The organism is Pseudoalteromonas sp. SiA1 (assembly GCF_018732205.1).
GTDB classification, from domain to species: Bacteria; Pseudomonadota; Gammaproteobacteria; order Enterobacterales; family Alteromonadaceae; genus Pseudoalteromonas; species Pseudoalteromonas tetraodonis.
Genome location: NZ_CP076084.1, coordinates 3,226,704 through 3,246,477 on the forward strand (window position 1 = coordinate 3,226,704; position 19,774 = coordinate 3,246,477).

Genomic DNA, 19,774 nt, shown 5'->3' on the forward strand with positions numbered 1-19,774 from the left:
TTAATATTAACGGCTTTAAAAGCAGGAGAAAACCATGGGGTTTGGTGGTATTAGTATTTGGCAGCTATTAATTGTACTTGCAATCATTGTACTTTTATTTGGTACCAAAAAGCTACGCGGTATCGGTGGTGATTTAGGCGGCGCAGTTAAAGGTTTTAAAAAAGCGATGTCGGATGAACAAAGCGCTGAAAAACAAGCCAGCGAAAATAAAACAGAACACATTGAAAAATCAGCAGAATCAACACCTATCGATTCAAGTACAACTAGCAAAACTAAAGACAACGACAAGGTTTAACCAGCATGGGAATGTGGGAGCTTGTTGTGGTATTTATTGTCGGTTTGGTGGTGCTTGGTCCTGAGCGCTTACCTGTCGCTATTAGAACTGTGAGCCGTTGGGTTAAAACAGCAAAAGCAATGGCCAATTCCGTAAAAGCGGAGGTGAGCGAGGAGCTTCGTGTACATGAACTACACGAAAATCTAAAAAAAGCAGAGCAACAAGGTCTTAAAGATTTAAGTCCTGACCTACAAAACTCTGTTTCTGAGCTACAACAAGCGGCGCAATCAGTCACCCATAGCTATAAAAAAAGTCAAACGCCAGCATCAAATAGCCAACAAACAGATGACTCAAAGTGAACATAGCACTCTCTTTTTTTCATGCAATTAATACACGGTATAAAACACAATGACTGAGGAAGTAAAATCAGGGTTTGTCGCTCATTTAATTGAATTACGTGACCGGCTAATTAAATCGTTATTAAGTATTTTAGTGATTTTTATTGGCTTAATTTACTTTGCAAACGATATTTATACCTTTGTAGCCGCTCCTTTAGTTGCTCATTTACCTAGTACAGCCACTATGATTGCAACGGATGTTACTGCACCGTTTTTTGCCCCTTTTAAGCTGACGTTATTTGTTGCTTTATTTGCTGCCATTCCTTGGATTTTGCATCAAATTTGGGGGTTTATAGCCCCGGGTTTATATCAACATGAAAAGAAAATGCTGATGCCCATATTGGCTTCCAGTATTATCTTATTTTATAGTGGCATTGCTTTTTGTTACTTTGTGGTGCTGCCTATAATTTTAGGGTTTTTCACCAGTGTAGGGCCGCAAATGATGACGCTTGCGCCCGATATAAGTAGTTATTTAGGCTTTGTGCTCAAGCTGTTTTTTGCTTTTGGGATCGCATTTGAAATCCCAGTTGCAATTATGTTGCTCTGCTGGAGCGGTGCAACAACCACACAAAGTTTAAAAGAAAAGCGTCCCTATATAGTGGTTGGCGTATTTGTAGTGGCAATGTTTTTAACGCCACCTGATGTGCTTTCACAAACCCTATTGGCACTACCTATGCTGCTTTTATTTGAGCTTGGTTTAATTTTAGCTAAATTTTATACCGCAAAACCACAACAAGAATCTAAGGAATAATATGAACAAGTATTTACTTTCTTTACTCGCTTTAGTCAGCGTACCGGTTTTAGCCGCTACTCCTATTAATGAGCAAGCTTTGCAAGCCTGTAGTTTTATTGAAAACGACTTTAATCGTTTACTCTGCTACGACAACACCATTGCCGGAAAGTCTTTAACACAACCAGCACAAAGCCAGCTAAGCAAATCGGCACAAACAAATGTAAAAGCTGAGGCTCCCGCTGCAACAGCGCCTGTGGCCACTAAAGCAAAAGAGTTTGGTTTAGAGCATAAAGAAATTGCGGAAAATGGTGAAGAGTCTATTACGTCAAAGATTTCATCTGTTAAAAAAGCACCTTATGGTGAGCTAATCATTACCTTAGAAAATAACCAGCAATGGCGTCAAATTGGTTCAGATAGCTTAAGATTAGACGAAGGCGATACTGTTATTATTAGCCGTGGCGTATTCAACTCTTTTTTACTTAAAAAAGCAGATCAAAACCGTTCAATTCGTGTAAAACGTACTCAGTAATGCAATACACGTTAATTGATGCTGGCGTAAATTTAACTAATCATCAATTTGATGGTCAGCATCAAGAGGTGCTCGCCAGAGCAAAAGATGCGGGCGTAAACCAAATGCTGATTATTGGCTGTGATATCAGCTCCAGTGAAGAATCATTAGCACTTGCTGCGCACTATAATCAATATGCTACCGCTGGTATTCACCCTCATGACGCTAAAACAGCAACCCCTGAGCTTGAGCAACAACTTACTCAGCTCGCTCAAAATGAGCAGGTTATTGCCATAGGTGAATGCGGACTAGATTACAATCGCGACTTTTCCCCTAGAGATATACAACGTGCTGTTTTGCGTCGTCAGCTCGCATTAGCTGAAAAACTCAACTTGCCTGTTTATTTGCATGAACGTGATGCCAGTGAGGATATGCTCACTATTTTAAAAGAGTTTACTGTTCGCGGTGTCCTGCACTGCTTTACAGGTAATGCACAAGCACTCTTAGGTTACTTAAACTTAGGACTTTATATTGGTATTACCGGCTGGGTATGTGACGAACGACGTGGCGAGGAGTTACAGCAACTTATACCGAGTATTCCTATTGAACGTTTATTAATAGAAACCGATTCGCCATTTTTAATTCCTCGTACTGTTAAACCAAAGCCAAAATCAAGACGAAACGAGCCAGCATTGCTGCATTATGTGTGTGACACGCTTGCTCAGCTTTATGGCATTCCGGCATCTGAAGTGGCAAAGCATACTCGTGAAAACTTTAATCGCTTATTTGGATTAGAGAAAAAATAATGCGCATCTTTAGCACCTTGCTGGCATTCATCATGGTGTTTTTTACATCCTGTTTCCCTGCAAGTGCAATCGATATAAATAGCGAATTTAGTTCAAAAAAAATAGAGTCTATTCATTATTCATTTACCCCAAATTCATTAGAAGATGCACAACAAAGCAACTTACAACAATGGCAGTTACTTAATAATAAACCGCTTAATTTAGGTCTTGAAACTCGCCCTGTGTGGATTAAATTTCAACTAAATAATTATCTTAATAAGCCAACAGAGCCAATTTTATCGTTAGATAACCCACTTCTAAACAATGTATACCTGTACCACTTTATGGGTGAGAAGCAACTAAAATCGGAACATCTTGGTGATGCTCTTCCTTTATCTGATAGAGCGATTAAAAGTGAGTCTTTGCTGGTTAAATTAACACTTCCCGCTAACAGCGAAACCACCGTTTATCTTAACGTTAATAATAATGCGGGAATCGGGCTTCGCGTCCCCCTCACCTTATGGCAACAAGATACATTATTAGCCCATAAAAGTATGCTTAACTTGCACTATGGATTACTGATTGGATTTATTTTTTCTTTGGCTATCAGTAGCTTGGTTTTATTTGCTTTTTCACGTAAACATTATTTTGCCTATGCCGGTGTGATTACACTGATGCTTAGCCTATTTTTAGCATATTTAGGCGGGTTTGGGTTTCGTTATGCCCCCCCAAGCATAGCAGCCTTGCAACAGTTAATGCTGCCTATTTTGCTAATGCTGATCACGGTATTGTTTCTTCCTTTACAGCGCCATGTTTGCATACCCATTAAATCCAACTTAGTTAAAGGGCAAACAATAATTACCACCTTATATGCATTGGTTATTGTACTTATAGGGTTGCTGCCTACTCCAAGCGTGGCTTTGTTTGCTATTTTAAGCATTCCTGTCATTTTAAGTTATCATGTTGTCACAACATTATTTTACCTACGAAAAAACCCCACGAGCCCCAATAAATCTCTATTTATGGCACTTGGGTTCTTTTTAATTGTAGTCATTCATTTTTCCGTTGCGTTAACAGGCCTGTATACCGTCACTAGATCCAGCTTAATACTCACCTTCGCGGCCTCTTTAAGCTGCTCATTTTGTTTAAGCTACACCGTCATAAAATTATTTATATTACAACGCGATGAGCAAGTCACAACACAACAGGCATTGATTGCAAAAAGTGCAGCGCAAGATGCGCTCTTAAATGAGCGGATTGAATTACAAGAGCGCACTCGTCATGAACTTGAAAACCAAGTTGATGAGCGCACCTTTGAGTTACAAGTCACGCTTAGGGAACTTGAAGATAAAAACCGTGAGCTTGAACAACTCAATATGGAAGATGCTCTAACAGGGGTAAAAAATAGACGCTTTTTTGATAAAAAAATAATCATGGAAATTCGCCGTTCACGCCGTGAGCAAACACCCTTGAGCATCATTATGCTTGATATAGATAAGTTTAAAGCAATCAACGATACGTATGGCCACTTAACCGGCGATCAGGTAATTCGAGCAGTCTGTGATGTTATTAAACAACAATTAAAACGTCCTCTTGATGAAGTGGCGCGTTATGGTGGTGAAGAATTTGTCGTCCTGCTACCCAATACTAATAATCAAGGTGCGTTAGCTATTGCCGAGCAAATACGGTGCGCAATAGAAAAAAACACTGTCAGTGTTGCAGGTACTACGATTAAATACACCATTAGTGCCGGTGTTTATACTCATATTGCCGATGATGTTCATAACCCTGAAACATTTACTGAGCGTGCCGATAAGGCACTCTATCTAGCAAAACAACATGGCCGCAATCAAGTGGTTAATTTTCCAATCTCACAGTAGGAGCGTATAACTTATGGCCCAATCTGGACTAGACCTTTTCCCATATACTCGCATGCGTAGAATGCGCCGTAATGATTTCTCTCGTCGCCTTATGGCTGAAAACCAGCTGAGTGTTAATGATCTTATTTATCCTGTTTTTGTGCTTGAAGGTAAAAATCGTCGTGAAAGCATTGAATCGATGCCCGGCATTGAACGTTTATCAATTGATTTACTGCTAGAAGAAGCTAAAGAATTAGTTGATTTAGGCGTCCCTGCGCTCGCTATTTTCCCTGTTACCCCTGCAGATAAAAAATCTCTACTCGCTGAAGAAGCGTATAACGATGATGGCTTAGCACAAAGAACTGTTCGCGCATTAAAAGAAACCTTTCCAGAGCTTGGCGTGATCACCGATGTTGCACTTGACCCATTTACTGTGCATGGTCAAGACGGCATTATTGATGATGCAGGTTATGTAATTAATGACGTCACTACCGAAATTTTAGTTAAGCAGGCGCTATCACACGCACATGCAGGTGCTGATGTTGTTGCCCCATCAGACATGATGGATGGGCGTATTGGTGCAATTCGTGAAGCCCTTGAAGCCGATGGCTTTATTCACACTCGCATTATGGCCTATTCAGCAAAGTATGCATCAAGCTACTATGGCCCATTTAGAGATGCTGTCGGTTCAGCAGGAAACTTAAAAGGCGCTGATAAAAAAACTTACCAAATGGATCCTGCCAACTCTGATGAAGCTATTCGCGAAGTGGCTCTTGATTTGCAAGAAGGCGCCGATATGGTAATGGTTAAGCCAGGTATGCCTTATTTAGACATTGTACGCCGCGTTAAAGATGAATTTGGTGTACCAACATTTGCTTATCAGGTAAGTGGTGAGTACGCGATGCATAAAGCCGCTATTGATAACGGCTGGCTGAGTGAGGAAGCCACTATTATGGAATCTTTATTAGCATTTAAACGTGCAGGTGCTGATGGCATTCTGACTTACTTTGCAAAGCAGGCTGCCCGCTATTTAAATAAATAATAAAAGCATATTGATATAAAAGGGCTTTATTGCCCTTTTTTTATTTTTAAGAACAACACATAGTTGGCATTTATGCAGCGTTACCCCCTATTTTTATAGATAGTAATCACACTACACAGGCTCTGCCTTACCTAAAACCAAACACACAACTGTACGTTCTACCTCAAAAAATAACAAAACTTAATATTGTTAACATTCTGTATTCTATTTGTAATCATTTTTCATTACACTAAGCGTCCCATTTGGGGAAACAAAAACACGGGAAAAAATAATAATGTTGAAAACAAAAATAACGCCATTGGCGCTTGTGTTAGCAAGCCTCAGTGCACCCGCTACCGCTAACCTCGTTATATCAGAATACGTAGAGGGCAGTAGCTATAATAAAGCAGTAGAACTATTTAATAATTCGACAACCCCACTGTCATTGGATGGCTACACCCTAAGTCTCTATTCAAATGGCAATACAGAGGCAAACAATACGCTCGATTTAACCGGTGAACTTGCTGCTAATAGCACGTATGTCATTGTTAATGGTAATGCTTCAGTTGAATTAAAAGAAAAAGCAGATCAACTCAGCGCCGTCACTAACTTTAATGGTGATGACGCACTGGTACTTACGCAAGGCTCAACCGTTATTGATAGCTTTGGTCAACGCGGCGTAGATCCAGGTTCATTTTGGTCTGAAGGTGGCGTACAAACACAAAATAAAACACTGCGCCGTAAAGAAACTCAATTAAACGGACGCACTGATGCCGATGGCGCTTTTAATCCAAGTGAGCTATGGCTGCAATTTGATCAAGATGATTTTAGTGATCTAGGTATCTTTGCAGGGAATTCTTCACCTAATCCTGAGCCAGAACCTGAAGATCCTTTACTATGTGGCGCTGATAAAACATTAATTAGCAGTATTCAAGGTGAAGGCGCAAGCAGTCGACTGGTTAACACTGTGGTTGAATTTGAAGGCGTTGTGACAGCTGATTTCCAAGCAGATGATCAGCTCAAAGGCTTTTTTGTAAATTCACTTAATAGTGATGAAGATGCAAATCCCCTTACTTCTGAAGGTGTATTTGTTTACTTTACCAATACTGATGTTAATGTTGGCGACCATGTTCGCGTACAAGGTACTGTTGAAGAGTACTTTGATGCCACCCAAATTGGTGATGTTAGCCAAGTTGCTATTTGTGATACCGGCCTTTCAGCTTATCCGACTAAAATCACTTTACCCGTTATCGATCAAAGTGAGTTAGAAGCATTTGAAGGTATGTTGGTGACCCTAGAGCAGCCATTAGTTGTCACGAATAACTATGGTTTAGGTCGTTACGGTGAATTAGAGCTTGCCACCGAACGTTTATATCAAGGGACACAAGTTGCACTTCCTGGTGCGGCAGCAAATGCGGTTGAAGCGCAAAATCTAACTAAAAAAATACTCGTAGATGATGGCTCAACTCGTCAAAATCGCGACCCTATTGCTTACCCTGTACCTGGATTATCAGCAGAGAATACGCTGCGTACTGGCGATACAGTAAATACCGTTACTGGCGCCCTAGCGTACAGTTTTAGCACTTACCGTATTCACCCAACGGTCACACCTCAGTTTATAGCAACGAATCCGCGTACCGATGCACCAGAGTTAAACCCTGACGCTGATTTACGTGTTGCCAGCTTTAACGTACTTAACTACTTTAATGGCGACGGCCAAGGCAGCGGTTTCCCAACTAGCCGAGGCGCTGACTCAGAAGTAGAATTAATTCGTCAACAGGCCAAACTAGTTAGTGCTATCAGTGCTATGCAAGCTGATGTGATTGGCTTAATGGAAATTGAAAATGACGGCTTTGGCGAATTTAGCGCAGTTGCAAGCTTAGTAAATGCACTTAATGATGCCGACAGTCAAAATCAATATGCATTTGTGGACTTTGGCGTTGATAAAATCGGCACCGACGCTATTACTACCGCGCTTATTTATCGTGCTGATAAAGTACAGCAAGTAGGAACAGCAGCGATTACAACTGACGCGCCTTTTGACTACAGCAATCGCGCACCTATTGCGCAAAGCTTTAAGTCTTTAGAGACAGAAGAAGTCTTTACTGTTGCCGTTGCTCACTTAAAATCTAAAGGTGGTTGTGGAAGTGCAACTGGTGGAAACGCTGATCAAAATGACGGCCAAGCATGTTGGAACGAAATTCGAACTGCTGGCGCCAATGCATTTGCTGATTGGTTAAATAGCAAACCAACAGGGGTTGATGATGAAGATATCATTCTTGTTGGCGACATGAACGCCTATGCAATGGAAGATCCTATCCGTGCATTTGCTGATAAAGGCCTTAAAAATGTGGTTGCTGAGCTAGATGGCAACACTTTAGGTTACTCTTATAGCTTTTCTGGCCGAGCGGGTAGTTTAGATCACGCCCTAGTCAGTCCAAGCTTATTAAATAAAGTAGTCAGTGCAACCGATTGGCACATTAATGCCGATGAGCCTATCTCGCTTGATTATAACGTTGAGTTTAAATCTGACGCACAACAATCAACCTTATATGCTCAAGGTCCTTACAGAGCGTCAGATCATGACCCTGTTATTGTCGATATTCGCTCGACCATTATCGCGCCACCTGAGCCAGAACCTGAAGTAATTATTGGCGAAATTAATAATATTGGCGGGTGGTTTTGGTGGAAAAGCTACAGCTTTGAAATCCCACAAGGTTATGACGAGCTAACGGTTAGCCTTGACGGTGGCTGGGGTGATGCAAACTTATTTGTACGCCATAAAAGAAACCCGACTCTTTTCAGAAAAGATTGCGCCTCAATAAGCTTCGGTAATAGCGAAAGCTGTTCATTTACCAACCCTAAAGAAGGTAAGTGGCGAGTGCGTGTAAACGGCGCCATTCCTTTTGGTAATGTTAAATTAACGTACAAAGCAACAAAGTATGCTGATTAAGCTTAATTAGTCGGTTAACAATTAGGTATTGTGACCTAAAATATCTATATAGTTACTCAAAAGCCGCTTTCGCGGCTTTTTTATTTTTTATACAAATGTAATTCAGACAAGCTTCAGCAAACATTGCTTACTATCTATGCAAACCTTGATATGGCCTTTATCAAATTTCACACCTTTCATTTATTGTTTAATAAATACAAAGTGTGAAGCTGCGTTACTACACCTGCGCTAAAACGATAATTGCCCAGTCCTGCTAACCCATATAAAAACCATTGAGATAGACGTTACTCTCGCTGTAAATATATTTTTATAAAGGATTCAAAATGAAAGAACGCATTCACCTTATATCAACTTGTCAAAGGGCTTTTAAACCTTTGGTAGGGATGTTGATAGTTTTTTCACTGTGGGGAACGAACAACGCCATTGCAGCAACCTCATTAGAAGCGGCAATACCACAAGGCAGCTTATTTGATGTGATAAGTGCGCGTGCTAAAAAGCTTGCTGAGCAAGATTACATTGCACCTAAAAACATACAAATAGAGGCGCTTAATAGTATTGATTATCAAGACTACCGCTCAATCCGCTTCAAACACGATCAATCGGTATGGAAAGATGAAGGGCTTTATGAGCTGCAACTATTTCACCCAGGTTTTTTATATAAAACCCCAGTCAAAATCAATATCGTTGATCAAGATGCCAAGCTTAGCCGTCTCCCATTTAGCACAGACTTTTATCAATATGATGGAACAGCAGCACACCTAAAAGATGAAATAGCGAAAAGTGTTGAAGGTACACAGTTAGGGCATGCTGGTTTTAGATTGCACTACCCACTAAATAACGATGACTATAAAGATGAAATTATGGTGTTTCAGGGCGCTTCTTATTTTCGCCTAGTTGGACCTAATCAAGTTTATGGCTTATCAGCACGCGGATTGGCAATTGATACCGCACAAACATCTGGTGAAGAGTTTCCTTCATTCAAAGAGTTTTGGTTAGTAAAACCAACACCAGAGCAAACTAATATTACTATTTTTGCTTTACTCGATAGCCCATCGGTAGCGGGAGCCTACAAGTTTGAAATAGACCCAAACACACAGACACGAGTTAACGTCGACATGCAAATTTTTGCGCGTAAAGATGTTAAAAAGCTAGGTATAGCGCCATTAACGAGCATGTTTTATCACGGTGAAAATAGCACTAAGTTTTTTGATGATTACCGCCCTGAAGTACATGATTCAGATGGTTTGCTCACGCAGTCACAAGAGAGTAATTGGGTGTGGCGTCCGCTTAATAATCCATCCCAACTCAGTGTAACCTCTTTTTCATATGAGAATCCAAAAGGCTTTGGCCTTGTGCAGCGTGACCGTGACTTTAATAACTACTTTGATATAGAAGCGCATTACCATGACCGCCCTAGCCTTTGGATAGAACCACAAGGTGAATGGGGCAATGGCCGTGTTGAGCTAGTAGAAATTCCAACAGATACTGAAACAAACGATAATATTGTAAGTTATTGGGTTCCTGAAAAGCCGTTCAAAGCTGGAGAGGCATTAAAGTTTAGCTATAAGATGACGACGTTTAATGATTATCTAAGCCAAAATAATTTGGCCAAAGTAGCTAGAACGCGTATCGGTAGTGCCGCATTACCTGGTGAAGATAATCCACCGCCAAAAAGCCATCGTCAATTTACTGTTGACTTTACCGGCCCTGATATCAATCAGTTATCAGCAAAATTAGCACTTAGCGCAGATCTTCAGCTGACTACCGGTGAAGCCCGCGATATTACAGTGCAAAAATTACCAAAATCATTAGGTTGGCGTGTTGCTTTTAAAGTCGCTCCCCAAGGTAGTGATCCTGTAGATATGCGTTTATCGCTAAAGCTACGTAATAAAGAAGTGAGCGAGGTATGGAGCTATGTTTGGTATCCAAATGACATCAAGTAAACAAAGCGCAGGCACGCCGATGCCTTTTAAAACACTTCGTGTGTGGTTATTTGCTATCGCTGCTATTGGTCTTTCAGGCTATGGCATTTCAATTATGTTTGAAATTTTAAACTCAAATGGCATGACCTTGCTTGAGTATGCACTTCTTGCTTTATTTTCTATTACTTTTGCGTGGATAGTCACCGCATTTTGTAGTGGTTGTATTGGTTTTATACTGCAGCTATTTCGGATAGATCCACTCACACTTAAAAAAATAAAGCCGGTCTCTATTAACAGTGAAGCACTATCACAGCAAAAAACAGCTGTGGTTATGCCTATATATAACGAAGATACGCACAGAGTGATTGCAGGCTTTGAAGTCAGCTTACAATCATTAAAAGCGACAGGGCAATTAAAACACTTTGATTTTTATTTACTAAGCGATACACAAGACGCAACTATTGCTAGTAATGAATTAAGTGCATGGCATGCGTTATGTGAGCGCTTAGGTGATACTGCAAAGCAGGTATTTTATCGTCGCCGTGAAGATAACAAACATCGTAAAGTGGGTAACTTAACCGACTTTTGTGAGCGCTGGGGTAGCCAATACGAGCATATGATTGTATTGGATGCCGATAGTGTAATGACTGGCCAATGCATGCTAGAGCTCACTACCAGTATGCTAAATAATCCACAAACGGGATTGATTCAGACTATCCCTATTCCTGTGCGCCAAGATACCTTTTTTGGACGCTTTTTACAGTTCGCTTCAATTCTTTATAGTCCAATGTTAGCTACCGGCTCTGCTTTTTGGCAGACCGACAAAGCCAATTACTGGGGCCATAATGCCATTATTCGCGTCAAAGCATTTATTGATTGCTGTGGCTTGCCAACACTAAAAGGTAAAGCGCCTTTTGGTGGTGAAATTTTAAGTCATGATTTTGTGGAAGCCTCTTTATTACATAGCGCGAATTGGGACGTATTATTACTTGCCGATATTGAAGGCAGTTACGAGGAAGTTCCGAGCAACATATTAGATTATGCTGTACGCGATAGACGCTGGGTTCAAGGTAATATTCAACACCTTGGCTTATTATCATCAGCAAAATTAAAGCTAATGAGTAAGCTGCATTTTTTACTGGGTGCAACCGCGTATATATCATCACTCATTTGGTTATCTATGCTGGCGTTAAGTACCATAGATGCGGTAACACGCGCTTTAAATAGCGATGTCTATTTTAATCGCGCCTATCAACTATTTCCAACTTGGCAAATAGCCAAAACAGAACTCATTGACTCATTACTTTACCTAACTATCATTATTTTATTATTGCCTAAACTCATGGGCGTGATTGTTACCTTAGTACACCGTAAGCAGCGCTTTGGTGGTGCATTAAAACTTACTTTAGGGTCTATAATTGAAACCGTGTTTGCCATTATTGTGGCACCATTAATGATGGTTTTTCATGCATATTTTGTAGTCTGTGTATTTTTAGGTAAAAAAGTAAAATGGGACGCTCAACCGCGTGAAGGCAGAATGGTGCCATGGAAAGAAGCGTTTAGTTATACATTGCTTTCTTCGCTGATTGCCATTGTATGGGGTAGCGTTGCTTATTACTTTACGCCAGTCTTTTTTTGGTGGTTATCTCCTATTTTATTAGGGCTCATACTCGCTGCACCTATTGTGCGCTATTCAAGTAGTATCAAGCTAGGCGTTAAGCTCAGAAAATGGGGGATTTTTCTCTGCCCGAGTGAAGTCGATAATGATGCAACATTAGCGGCACTTAAAGTACACCTCAAAGAGATAACCGTTCCACCTGCAGGGCGTTATTCAACAGCAATACCGCTGTTACCACAAGAACATAAAGTAACCATGCCTATTCAGAGCTTTAGTAGTGAATCACATCGTAAGAAGTTTAAAGCACTCATCACAAAAACAGCTAATAAGCTAAATTAATACCAATTCGCTTAATTAAGTCAGCTATTTTGAAGATTGGTATAGTCATAATAAATAAAAAAGGAGCAACTAACTGTTGTTCCTTTTTTATGACCGCACGTTTTAATTTTCGAGCTTAATAACCTTCAGACAATAAAAAACCCGCAACAAGTGCGGGTTTTTTTTAAAGAGTTAAAGTGCTAATTACTTAGCCGCTTTTTTCTCTTTTTCTGCAGCGATTACTGTGTCAGCTACGTTTTGTGGACATGGTGCGTAGTGTGAGAACTCCATAGAGAACTGACCACGACCTGATGTCATTGTACGTAGTGAACCGATGTAACCGAACATTTCTGATAACGGTACGTCTGCTTTAATGCGAACGCCAGTTAAACCAGCTTCTTGGTCGCTTAACATACCACGACGACGGTTAAGGTCACCGATTACGTCACCTACGTGATCTTCTGGCGTGAACACGTCAACTTTCATGATTGGCTCAAGAAGTTGTGCACCCGCTTTAGGGATAGACTGACGGAAAGCGCCTTTAGCTGCGATTTCGAATGCGATTGCTGATGAATCCACGGCGTGGAAGCCACCGTCGAAAAGTTCAACTTCAACGTCAAGTACTGGGAAGCCAGCTAGAACACCTTCGTTCATCATTGACTTAAAGCCTTTCTCAACTGCAGGCCAGAATTCTTTAGGTACGTTACCACCAACAACTGAAGATGTGAACGTGAAACCAGAACCCACTTCGCCAGGCTTGATACGGTAATCGATTTTACCGAATTGACCAGAACCACCAGATTGTTTCTTATGCGTGTAGCTATCTTCGATTTCACGAGTGATAGTTTCACGGTAAGCAACCTGTGGTTGACCAACGATAAGGTCTACACCGTAAGTACGCTTAAGGATATCTACTTTGATATCTAAGTGAAGCTCACCCATACCTTTAAGGATAGTTTCACCTGAATCTTCATCAGTTTCAACTTGGAAAGATGGATCTTCTGCAACCATTTTACCGATAGCAACACCCATTTTCTCATTACCGCCTTTATCTTTAGGCTGTACAGCAATCGAGATTACTGGAGTTGGGAATACCATTGGCTCAAGTGTTACTGGGTGCTTAGGATCACAAAGAGTGTGACCAGTTTGCACGTTCTTCATACCAACGATAGCGATGATATCGCCCGCTTGCGCTGAAGTAAGCTCTTTACGCTCATCTGCTTGCATCTCAACCATACGGCCAACACGCTCAGTTTTACCAGTAAATGCATTAAGGATAGTGTCACCCTTGTTAAGCACACCAGAGTAGATACGTACGAATGTTAATGCACCGAAACGGTCATCCATGATCTTAAATGCTAACGCTTTGAAAGGTTCGTCAGCAGATACGATTGCATGCTCGCCGTTTTCGTTACCTTCTTCATCCATAAGAGGTTGAGGATCAACTTCTGTAGGAGCAGGTAGGTAATCTACTACTGCGTCAAGTACAAGTTGCATACCTTTGTTTTTGAATGCAGAACCACAGAATGTAGGGAAGAACGCAAGGTCACGAGTACCTTTACGGATACAACGCTTGATGTCTTCGATTGAAGGGATTTCACCTTCCATGTACGCTTCCATTAGGTCATCGTCTTGCTCTACAGCAGTTTCGATAAGCATTTCATGGTATTCATCAGTTTTCTCTACCATGTCTGCAGGAACGTCTTCAATAGTGTAGTTTTCTGGAAGACCTGTCTCATCCCAGATGTATGCTTTTTTGTTTAAAACATCAACAACACCACAGAACTCATCTTCGATACCGATTGGTAAAGTCATGATAAGTGGAGTAGCACCAAGTACTTTTTGTACTTGCGCTGTTACACGGAAAAAATCAGCACCCATACGGTCTAATTTGTTTACGAAGATGATACGTGCAACACCTGACTCATTCGCGTAGCGCCAGTTAGTTTCTGATTGTGGCTCAACACCACCAGAACCACAGAATACACCCACACCGCCATCTAATACTTTAAGTGAACGGTAAACTTCAACGGTGAAGTCAACGTGTCCAGGAGTATCGATAACGTTAAAACGGTGATCTTTCCAGAAACAGCTTACTGCCGCAGACTGGATAGTAATACCGCGCTCAGCTTCTTGATCCATGAAATCGGTAGTCGATTCACCATCATGAACCTCACCTGTTTTGTGGATAGTACCTGTAAGCTTTAGGATACGCTCAGTAGTTGTGGTTTTACCCGCATCAACGTGCGCGAAAATACCAATGTTTCTGTACTTCGATAAATCTGCCATTAATTTTACTCTTAATAAAGTCGATAAATTATTCGGCGGGAGTATAGCATTACTTAAAGCGAACATCACCATAGAAGTCGCTTAAAATGCAATCAATTTATAAAAAACTTGCTTTAAAGATATTTTGAGGTATGAGATGGGCTTAAAAGTGGCATATTATAAACTGTATTTAAACGACTTAAGTCTTTATCAGCGTCATTGTTAAACATCAAAAGCGCAACTGAGTAATGGCATGAAGCAAATACAATTATTTTACCCCATGCAAATCGTTAGTAAAATCACTCAAAACTCATAGTTTTGACTTTGTCGCTAATAACTAAATTACCCGCAGTTTTGGCTTTGATTTCATCAATAGTCACACCGGGTGCACATTCTAATAAATGAAAAGCGCCATCTTTTATTTCTAATAGAGCCAAATCAGTAATTACTTTATTGATACAACCAACACCGGTTAACGGTAGGTTGCATTCATTCAGTAGCTTTGATTCACCGTGTTTATTAGCATGGGTCATAGTGCAAATAATGTTTTTTGCCCCAGCCACTAAATCCATCGCCCCGCCCATACCTTTGACCAATTTATTAGGGATCATCCAACTGGCAATGTTGCCGTTTTGGTCCACTTCAAACGCACCCAGCACGGTTAAATCAACATGCCCACCGCGGATCATGGCAAAGCTTTCAGCAGAATTAAAAATAGCGGCACCCGTAGCTGCGGTTACTGTTTCTTTTCCTGCGTTGATCATATCGGCATCTACATTTTCAGCGCTAGGATAGGGCCCCATGCCCAGTAACCCATTTTCTGATTGCAGCATTACCTCAATGCCCTTAGGCACATAATTGGCCACCAATGTAGGTATCCCTATTCCTAAGTTAACGTAGTAGCCATCTTGTAATTCCATTGCCACGCGTTTTGCTATTTGCTCTCGTGTTAATGCCATTATGTGCTCCTTAGGACTTTGCCGCTCGAGTAGTGGTTTTTTCAATACGCTTTTCAAACTCACCTTTAATAACGCGATCGATATAAATACCTGGCGTATGAATTTGGCTTGGCTCAAGCTCTCCGGGCTCGACAATTTCTTCAACCTCTAATACGGTAATTTTACCAGCGGTGGCTGCCATAGGATTAAAGTTCATCGCTGTATGACGATAAATACAGTTACCATAGCGATCTGCCTTCCATGCTTTAACAATGGCAAAGTCACCGATTATACTGGGCTCTAATAAATATTCGCGCCCCTTGATTGAACGGGTTTCTTTACCTTCAGCCACAGGCGTACCGACACCCGTTGCGGTATAAAACGCTGGAATTCCGGCGCCGCCTGCGCGCATTTTTTCGGCTAGCGTCCCTTGTGGCGTTAGTTCAACATCTAACTCGCCACTAAGTAATTGTTGCTCGAAAAGTGCGTTTTCACCGACGTAAGAAGCGACCATTTTACTAATTTGTTTATCTTCAAGTAGTAATCCAAGCCCAAAACCATCAACACCACAATTATTAGATACTACGGTTAAATTACGTGTCCCTTGACGTTTAATTTGTGCAATCAAGCCTTCAGGAATACCACACAAACCAAAACCACCAGCAATCACGGTCATGCCATCTTCAAGCCCTGTCATAGCGTCACTGTAGCTTGTTACTACTTTATCAAAACCTGCCATTAGCTCCCCCTTATTGTGCAGTCCAACCGCCATCAATGGCGATTGCTTGAGCGGTAATGTTGCGTGCAGCATCTGCCATTAAAAAACTCACGGTATGCAAGATTTCGTCTAAGCCGATAAATGCCTTTTTCGGCATGGGTGCCAGCATAATGGTGTCAATTACTTGCTGCTCAGAAATACCATGCTCTCTGGCTTGTGCGGCAATTTGCTGCTCCACTAATGGCGTTTTTACATACGCTGGGCACACTGTATTAATAGTAATATTGGCATCACCTGTTTCTAATGCCATGGTTTTAGCAAAGCCAATTAAGCCATGCTTCGCGGCGATATAAGCAGATTTATACTTAGAGGCCACCATGGCGTGAATAGAACCTATATTAATGATGCGGCCAAAATCTTGCTCACGCATGCGTGGCAGTACCGCTTTAGTCATCATTGCGGGACCTACCAACATCACTTGCTGTAAAAGCAGCCACTTATCTGCAGGAAAGTCTTCTAATTTAGCTACATGCTGTATTCCTGCATTATTAATTAATACATCCACAGGTTGCGTAAAAGTGCTAAAAAAATCTTCAATCGCTTGGCTATCTGCCACATTCAATGCATAGCCCCGAGCAGTACCGCCCTGATTAACTATTTTTTGCGCTGCCTGTTGAGCTACCTGTTCATTAAGGTCGGTCACAATAATGCTATGCCCAGCTCGGGCTAGCTGCTCAGCAATGTGTAGCCCTATACCACTAGCCGCGCCGGTGATTAATACGTTTTTACTCATACTGCTACTCCTCTAAAAATTCACTGATCAGCTGCGCTTTAGGCGAGATTGAAAAAATTCCATCGAGATGCCCCCAGCCGCCTTCAATTTCAGAAAGCTGAACCTCTTTCCCCAGCGACTTCATTGACTCATATACAGTGCGCATATTTTCAGGGCGTAGCAGTAAATCATTGGTTGCAGGCAATAACAGTGTTTTAGCGCTAATTTTTTTAAGTGCTGCGCTTAAGTTGCCTTCCATACCGGCAGTAAACAGTTGTGATGCCCGTACCAAATACAATACATGATTTGCATCTTGGGTTTTTGCACGCGCCATTGCACGCTGTGCTAGTACTTGGTTTAACTTAGGTAAGGTACGAATGTCTTTTAACGCGCCTTCATCAAGTACGTTAAAGTCAGGGAAGCTAGCGTTATAAATAATTGGATGCATCGCATCTTGGGTAATATTTAGCATGGTTGCGGCAAGTCCATCTAATGGGCGCTCCTTGTCGTAGTAATTACCTTGCTGCCAGTTTTTATCTAAACGAATGGGGAGTGCCCATTTTTCAAGCGCAGCGACAGTCCATGCATCCATGGTTGCTGCACCAATAACATGGATTAGGCGTTCAACCTGATCTGGATAACGCGTTGCCCACTCTAGCGCCTGAAAAGAGCCCATAGATGCGCCCATCACGGCATGTAATTTAGTAATACCCAAACTCTCTAATAAGCGTTTTTGTACGTTAACAAAATCAGTAATAGTAACCACTGGAAAATTCAAGCCATAAGGTTTACCTGTCGCTGGGTTAATTGATGCAGGCCCCGTAGTGATTACGTGTGGGTCATGCCAATTAGCATTGACTAAGGTGTCAGAGCTGATCACAAAATACTTGTTAGTATCTATGGCTTTTCCTGGGCCAATTAACGCATCCCAGTATCCTGCTACGGCGTCGTCGGCTGAATATTTACCTGCTGCATGAGAGGTTCCTGAAAAATAATGAGTGATCAAGATTACATTATCTTTGGCTTTGTTAAGCTCACCATAACTTTCCCAACCAATATCAACCTGTGGCAACGTTGTGCCAGAAACCGTTGTGAAGTTTTCTGTGCTGAAATGTTGCTTTTCTACTAGTAACGGCTCGGCTTTATCAGCGCCAGACACCGTACTACTAAATAAAAACAGCAACCCTATTATTAATATTGTTTTCATTGCAATTCCTTAAAAAGTGATGAATAAGCTCAGCGCAAGAGCCACCCCAACCAATGGGATAACCACCGTCAATGCGGCTAATGGCCAATAAGCGCGTTGATGTGTTTCTTTACAAATGGCACGTATAGTTGTGACCACGTAACCATTATGTGGCAGGCTGTCTAATGCACCAGAACTAATAGCAACCACTCTGTGTAATTGCTCTGGATTAACCCCCATATCCAAATATCCAGGAGCCACAAGCGGTAGTGCAATCGCTTGCCCGCCGGATGCTGAACCCGTTAATCCGGCTATTACGCTCACGGCAACAGCAGCCCCCATCAACTCATTACCTGGCATATGAGTCATAGCATCAACAGCAGCAATAAACGCCGGCGATACTTTAGCCACTGCGCCAAACCCTACTACAGCAGCAGTGTTACCTATAGCAACTAAGGCGCCAGTGGTCCCCATATTGATGGCATTTGCCATGTTATGAAAATACTTGTAATTGATGACCACAATACTTAAAACACCACCAAGCAACGCCACAATTAGTGCGGTTTGTTGTAAAACATCATGCAACATAAATGATAAGAGTAGCACCACCAGCAAAGGAATTACGCCGGTGATTGGATGAGGGCGTTCACGCTCTAAAATAATTGGGTCATCGTCTCTTGCAGCAAAACGCTCACCTTTGGCAACCGCCTTTTTAATCATTTTATTTAGCCAAAAATAACCGACTGTTGCCATAAAAATGGCCACCACTAAGCTTACCTCCCATGCTGCATAGGGTGAGGTACCTAAATGCTTTACGGGTATCCAATTTTGAATTTCAGGCGAGCCCGCAGAGGTCATAGTAAACGTCACTGAGCCAAACGCTAATGTTGCGGGTATAAAGCGCCGCGGCAAATCGGCATCTTTAAATAAACTGAGCGCCATCGGGTAAACCGAAAACGCCACAATAAATACACTGACTCCGCCATAAGTCAGCACGGCACAAGCAATCACCACCGCCAGCACCGCATGCTTCATACCTAACTTGCCAACAATGTAACTGGCTACACTATCTGCTGCACCAGTATCTTCCATAAACTTACCGAACAACGAGCCCAGTAAAAACATAAAAAACCATGCACTTAAAAATCCAGCAAAGCCATCCATGTACGCGTTAATAAAATTACTGTCGGCAGTCACCGGGAATATAGCCATCCCGCTTGTTAGTGCCACCAACAATGCACATATTGGCGCGGCAATAAATAAATTGACCCCGCGCAACGTTAAAATTATCAGCAGTATTAAACCGCCTAACAGCCCTATCATGCTCAGCATAGACATTCCTATAATTATTGTTATTACCCAGATGAGGTGACATCGCAGTAACTGTTGTTAGTTTTATCGCTCAGCGCAAATAAAGACATAGCACTAAGGTACTATACGTTATAAAACTTACACAAAAATCATATAAGTCAAGGTGTTAAGCTTTTATAGCACTATGGTACT

General features: G+C 41.5%; 16 protein-coding genes. 10 read left to right on the forward strand and 6 right to left on the reverse strand.

Going from position 1 to position 19,774, the window contains the following annotated elements; translation table 11 throughout:
- Window positions 1-34: 34 nt before the first annotated feature.
- The 10 genes from tatA (at window position 35) to mdoH (ending at window position 12,410) form a co-directional block, all read left to right on the forward strand.
- Window positions 35-295, forward strand: a complete 261-nt coding sequence (tatA, locus tag KK487_RS15035) for a Sec-independent protein translocase subunit TatA (RefSeq protein WP_013466200.1) — start codon at window positions 35-37, stop codon at window positions 293-295.
- Between the two features lie 5 nt (window positions 296-300).
- Window positions 301-633: a Sec-independent protein translocase protein TatB gene (gene tatB / locus KK487_RS15040; protein ID WP_013466201.1), complete on the forward strand. Its 333-nt coding sequence runs from the start codon at window positions 301-303 to the stop codon at window positions 631-633.
- 49 nt (window positions 634-682) lie between these two features.
- Window positions 683-1,423 carry a twin-arginine translocase subunit TatC gene (gene tatC / locus KK487_RS15045; protein ID WP_013466202.1) on the forward strand — a complete coding sequence of 247 codons (741 nt, stop codon included), beginning with the start codon at window positions 683-685 and terminating at the stop codon, window positions 1,421-1,423.
- A gap of 1 nt (window position 1,424) precedes the next feature.
- Window positions 1,425-1,934 carry a hypothetical protein gene (locus KK487_RS15050; protein WP_090495089.1) on the forward strand — a complete coding sequence of 170 codons (510 nt, stop codon included), beginning with the start codon at window positions 1,425-1,427 and terminating at the stop codon, window positions 1,932-1,934.
- Window positions 1,934-2,719, forward strand: a complete 786-nt coding sequence (locus KK487_RS15055) for a TatD family hydrolase (RefSeq protein WP_128583421.1) — start codon at window positions 1,934-1,936, stop codon at window positions 2,717-2,719. The genes KK487_RS15050 and KK487_RS15055 overlap by 1 nt, the downstream gene beginning before the upstream one ends.
- Window positions 2,719-4,578, forward strand: coding sequence for a sensor domain-containing diguanylate cyclase (locus KK487_RS15060; protein ID WP_128583422.1), 1,860 nt, complete (start codon window positions 2,719-2,721; stop codon window positions 4,576-4,578). The genes KK487_RS15055 and KK487_RS15060 overlap by 1 nt, the downstream gene beginning before the upstream one ends.
- A gap of 13 nt (window positions 4,579-4,591) precedes the next feature.
- A complete protein-coding gene (gene hemB, locus KK487_RS15065; protein WP_008108557.1) occupies window positions 4,592-5,599 on the forward strand; it encodes a porphobilinogen synthase in 1,008 nt (335 codons plus the stop codon).
- 274 nt (window positions 5,600-5,873) lie between these two features.
- The gene (locus KK487_RS15070; protein ID WP_138764458.1) at window positions 5,874-8,531 is read left to right on the forward strand and encodes an ExeM/NucH family extracellular endonuclease; all 2,658 of its coding nucleotides are present in this window, start codon (window positions 5,874-5,876) and stop codon (window positions 8,529-8,531) included.
- A 323-nt stretch (window positions 8,532-8,854) separates the two neighbouring features.
- Complete coding sequence (locus KK487_RS15075) at window positions 8,855-10,474, forward strand: glucan biosynthesis protein G (protein ID WP_028834694.1); 1,620 nt, start codon at window positions 8,855-8,857, stop codon at window positions 10,472-10,474.
- Entirely contained in the window at window positions 10,446-12,410 is a 1,965-nt protein-coding gene (mdoH, locus tag KK487_RS15080) for a glucans biosynthesis glucosyltransferase MdoH (RefSeq protein ID WP_036957039.1), read from the forward strand. The genes KK487_RS15075 and mdoH overlap by 29 nt, the downstream gene beginning before the upstream one ends.
- A gap of 183 nt (window positions 12,411-12,593) precedes the next feature.
- Here mdoH and fusA read toward each other — a convergent pair whose 3' ends face one another.
- The 6 genes from fusA to KK487_RS15110 all read right to left on the reverse strand — a co-directional run bounded on the left by fusA (window position 12,594) and on the right by KK487_RS15110 (window position 19,603).
- Window positions 12,594-14,678 (reverse strand): elongation factor G, encoded by a 2,085-nt coding sequence (gene fusA / locus KK487_RS15085; protein WP_013466210.1) that lies wholly within the window; start codon window positions 14,676-14,678, stop codon window positions 12,594-12,596.
- 278 nt (window positions 14,679-14,956) lie between these two features.
- Complete coding sequence (locus KK487_RS15090) at window positions 14,957-15,616, reverse strand: CoA transferase subunit B (RefSeq protein WP_036957037.1); 660 nt, start codon at window positions 15,614-15,616, stop codon at window positions 14,957-14,959.
- Between the two features lie 10 nt (window positions 15,617-15,626).
- Window positions 15,627-16,334 (reverse strand): CoA transferase subunit A, encoded by a 708-nt coding sequence (locus tag KK487_RS15095; RefSeq protein ID WP_024602247.1) that lies wholly within the window; start codon window positions 16,332-16,334, stop codon window positions 15,627-15,629.
- A gap of 10 nt (window positions 16,335-16,344) precedes the next feature.
- Window positions 16,345-17,106 (reverse strand): 3-hydroxybutyrate dehydrogenase, encoded by a 762-nt coding sequence (locus tag KK487_RS15100; protein ID WP_036957036.1) that lies wholly within the window; start codon window positions 17,104-17,106, stop codon window positions 16,345-16,347.
- A 4-nt stretch (window positions 17,107-17,110) separates the two neighbouring features.
- Window positions 17,111-18,292: an E22 family MetX-like putative esterase gene (locus tag KK487_RS15105; protein WP_036957034.1), complete on the reverse strand. Its 1,182-nt coding sequence runs from the start codon at window positions 18,290-18,292 to the stop codon at window positions 17,111-17,113.
- A gap of 9 nt (window positions 18,293-18,301) precedes the next feature.
- Window positions 18,302-19,603 (reverse strand): GntP family permease, encoded by a 1,302-nt coding sequence (locus KK487_RS15110; protein WP_036957032.1) that lies wholly within the window; start codon window positions 19,601-19,603, stop codon window positions 18,302-18,304.
- Window positions 19,604-19,774: the final 171 nt, after the last annotated feature.